At 67.9% G+C, this 10887-nt stretch carries 11 protein-coding genes; 6 read left to right on the forward strand and 5 right to left on the reverse strand.

Features of this window, described 5'->3' with window-relative positions:
- Nucleotides 1-60 precede the first annotated feature (60 nt).
- The 5 genes from ACFDS6_RS15685 to lptG all read left to right on the forward strand — a co-directional run bounded on the left by ACFDS6_RS15685 (nucleotide 61) and on the right by lptG (nucleotide 5955).
- The gene (locus tag ACFDS6_RS15685) at nucleotides 61-303 is read left to right on the forward strand and encodes an acyl carrier protein (RefSeq protein WP_375273038.1); all 243 of its coding nucleotides are present in this window, start codon (nucleotides 61-63) and stop codon (nucleotides 301-303) included.
- A gap of 1 nt (nucleotide 304) precedes the next feature.
- Entirely contained in the window at nucleotides 305-1573 is a 1269-nt protein-coding gene (locus ACFDS6_RS15690; protein ID WP_375273040.1) for an aminotransferase class I/II-fold pyridoxal phosphate-dependent enzyme, read from the forward strand.
- 89 nt (nucleotides 1574-1662) lie between these two features.
- Nucleotides 1663-3582 carry an ATP-binding protein gene (locus tag ACFDS6_RS15695; protein ID WP_375273041.1) on the forward strand — a complete coding sequence of 640 codons (1920 nt, stop codon included), beginning with the start codon at nucleotides 1663-1665 and terminating at the stop codon, nucleotides 3580-3582.
- A gap of 85 nt (nucleotides 3583-3667) precedes the next feature.
- Nucleotides 3668-4864 (forward strand): LPS export ABC transporter permease LptF, encoded by a 1197-nt coding sequence (gene lptF, locus ACFDS6_RS15700; RefSeq protein ID WP_375273042.1) that lies wholly within the window; start codon nucleotides 3668-3670, stop codon nucleotides 4862-4864.
- A complete protein-coding gene (lptG, locus tag ACFDS6_RS15705; protein ID WP_375273043.1) occupies nucleotides 4861-5955 on the forward strand; it encodes an LPS export ABC transporter permease LptG in 1095 nt (364 codons plus the stop codon). Before lptF ends, lptG begins: the two co-directional genes overlap by 4 nt.
- Before the next feature lie 69 nt (nucleotides 5956-6024).
- On the opposite strand, the gene ACFDS6_RS15710 is transcribed toward lptG, so the two are convergent.
- Nucleotides 6025-7104 carry a fatty acid desaturase family protein gene (locus ACFDS6_RS15710; protein WP_375273044.1) on the reverse strand — a complete coding sequence of 360 codons (1080 nt, stop codon included), beginning with the start codon at nucleotides 7102-7104 and terminating at the stop codon, nucleotides 6025-6027.
- An 87-nt stretch (nucleotides 7105-7191) separates the two neighbouring features.
- Between ACFDS6_RS15710 and ACFDS6_RS15715 the strand changes: the two genes are divergently transcribed.
- On the forward strand, nucleotides 7192-8376 hold the full coding sequence (locus tag ACFDS6_RS15715) for an N-acetyltransferase (RefSeq protein WP_375273045.1): 1185 nt from the start codon (nucleotides 7192-7194) through the stop codon (nucleotides 8374-8376).
- A 48-nt stretch (nucleotides 8377-8424) separates the two neighbouring features.
- Here ACFDS6_RS15715 and ACFDS6_RS15720 read toward each other — a convergent pair whose 3' ends face one another.
- The 4 genes from ACFDS6_RS15720 to ACFDS6_RS15735 form a co-directional block, all read right to left on the reverse strand.
- Nucleotides 8425-8670 (reverse strand): hypothetical protein, encoded by a 246-nt coding sequence (locus tag ACFDS6_RS15720; protein ID WP_375273046.1) that lies wholly within the window; start codon nucleotides 8668-8670, stop codon nucleotides 8425-8427.
- A 260-nt stretch (nucleotides 8671-8930) separates the two neighbouring features.
- Nucleotides 8931-9701 (reverse strand): exodeoxyribonuclease III, encoded by a 771-nt coding sequence (xth, locus tag ACFDS6_RS15725; protein ID WP_375273047.1) that lies wholly within the window; start codon nucleotides 9699-9701, stop codon nucleotides 8931-8933.
- A gap of 11 nt (nucleotides 9702-9712) precedes the next feature.
- Complete coding sequence (locus ACFDS6_RS15730) at nucleotides 9713-10051, reverse strand: HesB/IscA family protein (protein ID WP_375273048.1); 339 nt, start codon at nucleotides 10049-10051, stop codon at nucleotides 9713-9715.
- A gap of 89 nt (nucleotides 10052-10140) precedes the next feature.
- Nucleotides 10141-10887: M23 family metallopeptidase (locus ACFDS6_RS15735; protein WP_375273049.1), on the reverse strand; the 747-nt coding region annotated here is incomplete at its 5' end.

The following is a 10887-nucleotide window of genomic DNA, read 5'->3' on the forward strand; positions in this document are numbered from 1 at the left end:
CCAACGGGTTGCTATAGCATCGCCGCACCCCGGCCTTAATCATCACGCATCGGACTGAGTATGAACGACCGAGACCAGATCTTCGACACCGTCGAAGCGCAGATCGAGCCATTCAACAAGAAGGGCGTGGCGATCACCGACGCGACCACCTTTCAGGGCGATCTCGAATGGGACTCGCTGACCGTGATGGATTTCGTCGCCGCGGTCGAGGACGAGTTCGACATCATCATCACGATGAACATGCAGGCCGAGATCGAGACCGTCGGCCAGCTGGTCGACGCGGTCGCGCGGCTGAAGGCGTAACATGACCGAGACCGGCCTGCAGCCCGAGGCGCTGTCCTTCGACCCCGCCCCGGTCCCGCCCGAGCGCGACCTGTTCAGCAAGTTCGACGCGCTGATCGCCGAGCGCGCCGCGCTGCTCGGCACCGGCGTGCGCGATCCCTTCGGGATTGTGATGGAGGAGGTCCGCTCCCCCACCGAGGCGGTGATCAAGGGCCGCGAGACGATCCTGCTCGGCACCTACAATTACATGGGCATGACGTTCGACGCCGACGTGATCGCGGCGGGCAAGCAGGCGCTCGATCGCTTCGGCAGCGGCACTAACGGCAGCCGGATGCTGAACGGCACGTTCCGCGACCACGTCGACGCCGAGGATGCGCTGCGCGAATTCTACGGCGCCGACCACGCCATGGTGTTCTCGACCGGTTACCAGGCGAACCTGGGCACGATCTCGACCATCGCGGCGAAGGGCGAGTACGTCATCCTCGACGCGGACAGCCACGCGTCGATCTATGACGGCTGCAAGATGGGCGACGCGGAGGTCGTGCGCTTCCGCCACAATTCGGTCGAGGACCTCGACAAGCGGCTCGGCCGGTTGCCGAAGGAGCCGGGCAAGCTCGTCGTGCTCGAAGGCGTCTACTCGATGCTCGGCGATATCGCGCCGCTCAAGGACATGGTCGCGGTCGCGAAAAAGCACGGCTGCATGGTGCTGGTCGACGAGGCGCACTCGATGGGCTTCTTCGGTGCGCACGGCCGAGGCGTGTACGAGGACCAGGGCCTGATCCTGGGCGAGGACGTCGATTTCGTGATCGGCACCTTCTCCAAGTCGGTCGGCACCGTCGGCGGCTTCTGCGTGTCCAATCACCCGAAGTTCGAGGCGATGCGCCTCGCCTGCCGCCCGTACATCTTCACCGCCAGCCTGCCCCCCTCGGTCGTCGCCACCGCCGCGACGTCGATCCGCAAGCTGATGCACGCGGACGCCAAGCGCGCGCAGCTCTGGCGCAACGCGCGGCGCCTCCATGCAAACTTGCGTGAGCTCGGCTTCACGCTGGGCACCCAGCAGGCCGATTCGGCGATCATCGCGGTCATGCTGGAGGACCAGGAGCGCGCGGTCGGCATGTGGCAGTCGCTGCTGGACCAGGGATTGTACGTGAACGTCGCGCGTCCGCCCGCGACGCCGTCGGGGACGTTCCTGCTACGCTGCTCGCTGTCGGCCGAGCACAGCGACGCGCAGATCGACCGGATCACCGCGATGTTCGCCGACGCGGGGCGTGCGACGGGCGAAATCGGCTGAGCGCGGCGGCGCGGCACGCCGCCGAGCCGCGCTGACTTTGCACGGTGCGCGACGCTGCGTTACACATCGCGGCCGTGAACAGGCACGACATGGATGCACGGCGCAGACTGGTATCGGCCTGGCGCACGGTGGCGTTGGTCGCGATGGCGATCACGGGCGTCGTCGTCCTGACCATGCTCGTCATCACGCTGGGCGAGGCGAACCGTCAGCGCGACCGCGCGCTGACCGCGCAGAGCCACAGCTACGACGTGATGAACCTAGCGCGTGCGCTACAGGGCACGATGGCGAAATCGGAAGCGTCGCTCGGGCGCTACGTCATCTCGGGCGATCAGCGGCTCGGGCAGTCCTACTTCGACGACTGGCGCCGCGCGGGCGAGAATGTCGCGCAACTGCGCCGCCTGATCGCCGACAACGCCGGCCAGCAGCGCAGGCTCGCCACGCTGCAGGCGGCGTTCCAGCAGCGCGGCGACGAACTGGCCGCCACCGCGCTCGCGACCAACTACGGCAAGAACAACCAGGCGCTATCGCGTTACTATCAGGTCCGCACGTCGCCGGCGCTGGAGGCGATCAACGCCGCGCTGGACGGGCTGATCGCGGACGAGCGGATGCTGCTGGAGCAGCGCACGTCGCAGGCGCTGACGCTCGTGCGCCGCTCCACCACCGCTGCCAAGATCCTGTCGATCTTCGGCATCCTGCTGCTGCTCGGCATGATCGCACTCGGCTGGGTCATGATGCGCATCCTGTCGGAGCGTGCCGTGGCGCAGGCCGAGGCAGTATTCGAGCGCGAGCGCGCCGACGAACTGGCCAGCGCGGTCGCCACCGCGACCGACGAGCTGCGAGTCCAGGAAGCGCGGCTGCGCCAGGTGCAGAAGATGGAGGCGGTCGGTCAGCTGACCGGCGGCATCGCGCACGACTTCAACAACATGCTCGCGGTCGTGATCGGCGGGCTGGAACTCGCGCGTCGCGGGATCGCCGCGGGCAGTCGCGACGTGCTGCGCCACGTTGAGAGCGCGAGCGAGGGGGCGACGCGTGCGGCCGCACTTACCCGGCGCCTGCTCGCCTTCGCGCGCGAGACCGCGATCAATCCGGAGTGCATCGACGCCGCCAGCCTGTTCGCCGGGCTGTCCGACCTGCTCGATCGCACGCTGGGCGACGGCGTGACGGTCGTGATCGATGACCGGAGCGACGGATGGTGCGCGCGCGTCGACCGGGTGCAACTCGAGAACACCTTGGTCAATCTGGCAGTTAACGCGCGCGACGCGATGGACGGACGCGGCACGCTGACCATCACCGCGACGGCACAGACGCTCGATCGCCCTAGCGCGCACGGTTGCGGGGCCGGCGACTATCTCGCGCTCGCCGTCGCCGACACCGGGCACGGCATGTCGGCCGAGGTGCTGGAACGCGCGTTCGAGCCGTTCTTCACCACCAAGCCGGTCGGCAAGGGCACGGGCCTGGGCCTCAGCCAGATCTTCGCCTTCGCCAAGCAGGTCGCCGGCGACGTGACGATCGCGTCCGAGCCGGGGCGAGGCACCATCGTCACTTTGCTGCTGCCGCGCGAGGTCGAACAAGGGGCGATGCCCTCCGCGTCGACCCAGGAGACCACGCCGGACGAACCGAGCGACGCCGCGCTCGACATCCTGGTGGTGGAGGACGACCCGCGCGTCCTAGCCGCCACGGTCGGGGCGCTAGAGGAGCTCGGCCACCGGGTCACGGCGTGCGACGATCCGACCCTGACCGCGCAGAAGCTGGCGCAGATGCCCGCGCCCGACCTGATCCTGTCCGACGTCCTGATGCCTGGGCTGACCGGCCCCGAGATGATCGCGGCGTTCGACGCGCGCCACCGACGTATCCCGGTGCTGTTCGTCACCGGCTTCGCGGGCGATGCCATGACGGTCGACCTGGGCAATCGGCCGGTGCTGCGCAAGCCGTTCACGCTCGCCGCGCTGGAGCGGGCAGTTGCCGCCGCCGCCCGGCAAGAGCGCGCCCACGCCATCGCGGCGGAATGACGCTGCGAGAACAGGTGACGCGTGGCCAGCGCCTGCCTATAGCCGGGGCCCTTTCGTCGTTCCTGCGAGGCCGCGTCGCGCGCACATGAAATCGATCGACCGCTACATGGCCCGGCTGATCGCGCTGCCATTGTTCTCCACCCTGTTCATTGCCGCGATGCTGCTGATCCTGGATCGCATCCGTCGCCTGTTCGACTTCGTCGCGACGCAGGGCGGACCGGTGAGCGTGGTGTGGAAGATGCTCGCCAACCTGCTGCCCGAATATCTCGGCCTAGGCATTCCCATCGGGCTGATGCTGGGCGTCCTGCTCGCGTTTCGCCGCATCGCGACGTCGAGCGAGCTCGACGTGATGCGCGGGGTGGGCATGAGCTACGCGCGGCTGCTGCGGGTGCCGTACATGTACGCGATCGTGCTGGCGGCGGCGAACATCGCGATCGTCGGCTACGTGCAGCCGATCGCGCGCTACAATTACGAAAAGCTGCGCTTCGAGCTGCGCACCGGCGCGCTCGGCGCGTCGGTCAAGGTCGGCGAGTTCACCCATCTGGGCGACCGCATGACGATGCGGATCGAGAGCAGCCGCGACAAGGGGCGCCGCCTGTCGGGCATCTTCGTTCACGCGCGGACGCCCAAGGGCGACTGGGTCGGCGTCACCGCCGAAGGGGGGCAGTTCCTGGCGACCGACGATCCCGACGTGATCATCTTTCGCCTGACCAACGGCACGCTGATCCACAACCGCGCCGATTTCCCGACGCCGCGCGTCCTGTCCTTCTCGTCGCACGACCTGCCGATCGACCTGCCCAAGTTCGAGAGCTTCCGCACGCGCGGGGGCAAGAACCTGGAATATACGCTGCTGCAGCTCGCCCGGCTGGGGCATGAGGGCGGCACCGAGGAGCAGCGCGACAGCAGCCGGGCCGAGTTCCACTTCCGCCTGGCCGAGGTCGTCTCGATGTTCCTGCTGCCGCTGCTGGCGGTCGCGCTCGGCGTACCGCCCAAGCGATCGAGTTCGGCGCTGGGCGTGTTCCTGTCGATCGTGATGGTGGTCACCTACCACAAGGTGAACCAGTACGCGATGTCGGTCGGCGAACGCGGCGCGATCGATCCGCTGATCGCGCTCTGGGTGCCATTCCTGGTCTTCGCGGGGCTGATCGTCTGGATGTACTACACGGTCGCGCACGTCCCCGGCGGTCAACCGATCGGCGCACTGGAGCGGTTCTTCTCGAAGACGTGGAAACTGATCGTGCGCTACCTGCCGGGCCGCAATCGTCGGAGGGCCGCGGCGTGACCGGCTTCTTTCCGTCGCGCACCGTCGCGCTCTACATGGCGCGGCTGTTTCTCACGCGCACCTTCGGCATCCTCGCCGGGCTGGTGCTGGTGCTCCAGGCGCTCGACCTGCTGAGCGAGTCGGGGAAGATCCTGGCGGTCGCGGGTAATGGCGACGCGGAGGTGTGGCGCTACGTCGGGCTGCGGCTGCCGCAGATCGTCTCGACGTTCCTTCCCTTCTCGGTGCTGCTCGGTACGATCCTGACGCTGATCACGATGAACGCCAACAGCGAGGTGATCGCGCTGAAGGCCGCGGGGCTCTCCGCGCACCAGCTGCTCGCGCCGCTGATCCTCGCCAGCCTGGGTGTCGCCGCGGTCACGTTCGTGTTCACCGATCGCGTCGTCAGCCGCTCCACCGCGACGCTGACGCAGTGGCAGCGCGTCAACTACGGTCCCCTGCCCGTCGACCGTGGCGAACGCTCGAACGTCTGGGTGCGCTCTGGCCAGGATCTGATCCAGGTCGATCAGATCAAGGGACGCGGCGACCAGGCGCGCTTGGGTGACGTCACCGTCTACCTGCGCTCGGCCACCGGCGGCTTGCGCGGCCTGCTGACCGCCCCCAACGGCCGGCGTTCGGGCGACGGCTGGCTGATCGGCCCGACCAAGCGCTTCGACGTGGCGAGCGGACGCGTGACGATGCTGGGCGAACAGATCGTCGGTCGCGGGGTGCGGACGGATCAGTTCACGCTCGCCACCGTCGATGCCGACAGCCTGTCGTTCGGGGCGCTGCGCGCCGCGATCGACGACCTGGAAGAGGCCGGACGTCCGGTGAAGGCGCTGGAGGGATCGTTGTGGCACAAGCTGTCGGCACCGCTGTCGTCGGTGCTGATGCCGCTGCTCGGCGCGGTGGCCGCGTTCGGCATCGCGCGATCGGGGCAGTTGTTCGTGCGTGCGGTGATCGGCATGGGGCTCGGCTTCGCTTATTTCGTCGCCGACAATTTCGCGCTCGCGATGGGCAATCTCGGCGCCTACCCGCCCTTCCTCGCCGCCTGGGCGCCGTTCCTGCTGTTCCTGCTGATCGGCGAGGCGGTGCTGCTGCGCACCGAAGAATGATTAGGGGGGAATGAGAAAGGGCGGCGCCTCGACCGAGACGCCGCCCTTCTTGGTTGCTCTTCTGCGGGCTCAGCGTGGCCGTATCGTTGCCACCGCCAGCTTGCCGACGAGGCTCGGCAGCCCCGTGTAGCTCGCCTGGTGATAAGGCGACGCGGGCTCGAGCACCTTCGACAGGCGGCGGTGCGCCTCGCCGAGCGAGTGATAGGGCAGACCCGGCAGAAGGTGATGGAGCGCGTGATAGCGTAGTCCCACCGGGGCCCACAGAACCGGCAGCAGCGCGGGCGGGGGCACGTTGACGGTGTCGAGATACTGCGCGGTGACGCTCATCGCCTCGCCCTCATTCTCCCACAGATGCGCGACCAGCGTCCGAACCTGATTGATCAGCGCGACGCCCGCACCCACGACCATGAAGATCGCGAACGCCTTGAACGGGATCACGCCGGCCGCGGTCAGGCCGATCAGCGCGAGTGCCCAGATCGCGGTCGCCACCTCCAGCCGGACCCAGCGCGCGCGCTCCTCGCCCTCGGGCATGCGGCGACGGAACGACGGGTTGATCGACAGCGCGGAGTAGCGCGACACCACCGCCGCGCGCAGCCGCGGCGACAGCGCCGAGAGCGGTGCCAGGATCGCGTAGCGGATCAGCAGCCCGACCGGCGCCAGCGCCGACACGATCACGAACACCGGCAGGGTCCACGGCTTCATCAGCGCGAGCGGCAGATATTCCGGGTCCTCCGACGTGCCGTAGCGCGTCTTGGCGTGGTGGAGGTTGTGCACGCCCTCGTACATGAACGACGGGATCATCATCGGCACGCCGATCAGCGCGTTCCACCCGGCGCGAAAGCCGCGCATCCCCGCGTGCTTCATGTGCGTCAGCTCGTGGATCATGCTCATGCCGCGATAGAGCGCCAGCATCGACACGACCCCCGCCACGATCATCACCGCCGTCGACGCGGCAACCACGGCGACCGCAAGCGCGGCGTAGCCGACCAGCGACGAGGCGACGAGATCGACCCAGTAGATCATCGGGTTGGGCTTGACGAGGTCGCGCGTCAGCTCGGCCGCGGTGCGCAACATCGCCTTGTCGTCGGGGATACGCGCGCGCACGCTCGCGGCCGGGGCGGGCGCGCGGTCTAGGGTCATGCTGGTCATGGCTTGGTCCATTACCGATATATAGTGGCGACACGGTGACGCGAACAGGCGCGCCCCGCCGCGATGCGGCGCAAATGCTCACTCGCCATGATCGACTGCGCCGTCTATTTCCCGATCATGTCCGACACACTCCGCGTCTCTCCGATCACGAGCAAGCGCGACCGCAAGACCTTCGTCGACCTGCCGTTCCGCCTCTACCGCGACGACCCCAATTGGGTGCCGCCGCTCAAGGGCGAGGCGCTGGGGCTGATCACGCCGGAGAAGAACGGCTGGTACAGCCACGCTGAGGTGCAGCTGTTCCTCGCATATCGCGGCGAGCAGGTCGTCGGGCGCATCTCCGCGCACATCGACACGTTGGCGCTCACCATGCCGGCGGCGCAGGGCTTCGGCCCCGGCGTCGGGCAATGGGGGCTGATGGAGGCGGAGGACGAGGGCGTCTTCGAGGCGCTGCTCGCCGCGGCCGAGGACTGGCTGCGGGCGAAGGGCATGACCCGCGCGCTGGGGCCGATCTCGCAATCGATCTGGGAGGAGCCGGGGCTGCTGATCCAGGGCTACGACCACCCGCCGACGATCATGATGGGCCATGCCAAGCCGGATTATCGCGGCTGGATCGAGCGGGCGGGCTACGCGCCGGTCAAGCAGCTCATCACCTACGAGCTCGACATCACGCAGGAGTTCCCGAAGCTCGTCAAGCGGATCATCAAGTCGGGCGTGGCGAACCCGAGTATCGTCGTGCGCGAAGTCGACAAGCGCCGCTTCGAGGAAGAAGCCGCGATCATCCTCGACATCCTGAACGATGCCTGGTCGGACAATTGGGGGTTCGTGCCCCTCACCCCGCCCGAGATCAAGGACGTCGGCGTCAAGCTGAAGCCGATCGTGTTCAACGACCTGATCCGCATCGCCGAACTGGATGGCAAGCCGGTGGCGTTCATGATCACGCTTCCCGACCTCAACGAGGCGATCAAGCCGCTGAACGGATCGCTGCTGCCGTTCGGCTGGGCGAAGCTGCTGCTGTGGCTGCGTCGCCCAAGGGTGCGCACGATGCGCGTGCCGCTGATGGGCGTGCGCAAGGAGCTGCAATCCTCGCGCCTCGCGAGCCAGCTCGCCTTCATGATGATCGAAGCGATCCGCAAGGCGTCGGTCGATCATTACGGCGCCAGCCGCGGCGAGATCGGCTGGGTGCTGGACGACAATCAGGGCATGAACTCGATCGCCACCGCGATCGAGAGCAAGGTCAACAAGGTCTATCAGGTCTACGAACGCGCGCTGTGAGGTGGGCGGCGGCGGCGTGGCAGGTACGCCACGCCGTTCGCCTGACAGTCACCGCTTTACCAATGCCACCACGTCGACGTCGTGCGCCTTCCAGCCGTCGACGGTGCGGCACTCGCGCCGCAGGATGAGCGATCCCGGCACTTCCATCTTCAGGCAGTAACGCGGCCCGGGGCTCACGGTCGGGGCCGGTGCGGTCAGCTCGGCGGCGGGCGGCGGCGGCGCCTTGGGCTCGGCGCTGGCGGCCGTTCCGGCGACGGAGGCGATCAGCGCGGCGAGCATGGCAGTCGATTTCATCGTATCTCTCCCGACGGCTTCGTGCCGTCGCGAGAATCTTTGCATCCGCTGTGCCAGATCACCGTGAGTGCGTTATCAATTACTTAGCTTGTGTAGTGCTCGAACAAACACCGGTTGTTGGCGGATCATGCCGCCAATTGGCGTCGGAACAGGAATAGCTACGCGCGACGGGGAAGAACAGAACCGTTCGTCCTGCCGCTATACCGCTGACAGAGGGGCACAGAGTTCAACCAGGCAAGCAGTCGGAGACGCCAGGCGCTTCACGACAGCCGCACCCAGGTCGGGGCGTGGTCGCTCGCCTTCTCGCGCCCGCGATACGCCTTGTCGACGTCGGCGTCCTGCAAACGATCGGCGACCGCGGGGCTGAGCAGCAGGTGATCGATGCGGAACCCCGCGTCGCGCTGCCACGCGCCCGTCTGATAGTCCCAGAACGTCCACACGCCGCCGCGCGGGTGGCGGCTGCGCAGCGCGTCGGTCCAGCCCTGCGCGACCAGCGCGCGGTAGCCCTGCCGGCTCTCAGGCTGCATCAGCGCGTCGCTCGCCATCGCGGCGACGGAGAAGGTGTCGTCGTCGTTGGGGATGACGTTGTAATCGCCCGCGAGCACTGCCGGCACCTCGGCGTCGAGCAGCACCTGCGCGCGCGCGCGCAGGCGGTCGATCCAGCGCAGCTTGTAGTCGAACTTAGGCCCGGGTCGCGGATTGCCGTTGGGCAGGTAGATGGAAGCGACGACCAGCCCGTCGACCTCGCATTCGAGATAACGGCTGTGATCGTCCTCGGGCTCGCCCGCCAGCCCGCGCTGGCGCTCGACCGGGTCCTGCCCGCGCGCGAGCACGGCGACGCCGTTGAAGCCTTTCTGCCCGTGCCACACCGCGCCGTAGCCGGCGTCGCGGATAGCCGCCTCCGGAAACGTCTCGTCGGAGGATTTGAGTTCCTGCAGGCAGACCACGTCGGGCTGCTGCTCGGCGAGATACTCGACCAGACGCTCGAGCCGCGCCTTGATGCCGTTGACGTTGTAGGTGACGATCTTCACGTCACGCAGCCTTATACCGCGAAGCTGGTCCCGCAACCACAGCCTGACGCGGCGTTGGGATTGCTCACCTGGAACGACGCGCCGCCGAGCGACTCGACGTAATCGACCGCGCAGCCGCGGACCAGATCGAGGCTGACGTCGTCGACGACCAGCCGCACGCCGTCGGTCTCCGCGACCGCATCCCCGCTGTCGGGCGCGTCGGCGAAGCCGAACTTGTACTGGAACCCCGAGCAGCCCCCACCCTCCACCGAGAGGCGCAGGATCGCGGCACGCCCCTGCTTGGCGGCGATGGCGGCGACCCGCGCGGCGGCGGCGGGGGTCAGGGCGATCTCGGGGGCAAGCGTGGCCATGCGCTTCATGTAAGCGGGGCCGGCTGCACCCGCAACCGACCCCGTTCGTGTCCCTTCATGGAACGAAGTGGAGGAAGTGGAGGTTCGGATCAGTCCTGCGGCGCGGGTCCGGTCGAGACCGGGATGACGCCGACCGAACGGTCTTGCGCTGCGAGCAGATAGTCCGCGGTGGTGAGGAACGGCACAGGATTGACCGCGTGACCGTCGATCCGCACCTCGTAGTGGAGATGCGAGCCGGTCGAGCGGCCGGTCGAGCCCATCATCGCGATCAGCTGCCCGCGCTTCACGCGCGCGTTGTCGGCGACGATGATCTTGGACAGATGGCCGTAGCGGGTCGCGATACCCTTGCCGTGGTTGATCTCGACGAGGTTGCCGTAGCCGCCCTGGCGTCCGGCGTGGCTGACGATGCCGTCGGCGGTGGCGTAGATCGGCGTGCCGATCGGGCCGGGAATGTCGACGCCCGCGTGCATCGCCGCGGTGCCGCGGAACGGGTCGGAGCGGATGCCGAAGTTGCTGGTGAACTTGAGGTTGGAGACGGGCTGAACCGAGGGAATCGCGATTGCGCCGGTGGCGCCGCCGTCGAGCTTCTTCCAGCTCATGAACAAGGAGCGGAACTGCGCGTCGGCGGCAATGTCGCCGCGTGCCTCGGGACTGACTGCGCTGAGCAGCGGGCCGCCGGTCGCCGCCGGCACATGGTGCGTGGTTGCCGCGATCGGCTGGGTGGTGGCGGGTGCCTCCGCCTGCGCGAGCCCAGTTGAAGCAATCACCGCCGCGGCGGACGTCAAAGCGAGCTTAATCATCAAACCCCATCGTCGATCGATCAGCCGCGCGCTCGT

Origin of the sequence: Sphingomonas sp., from assembly GCF_042095875.1 — a bacterium.
Lineage (GTDB): Bacteria > Pseudomonadota > Alphaproteobacteria > Sphingomonadales > Sphingomonadaceae > Sphingomonas.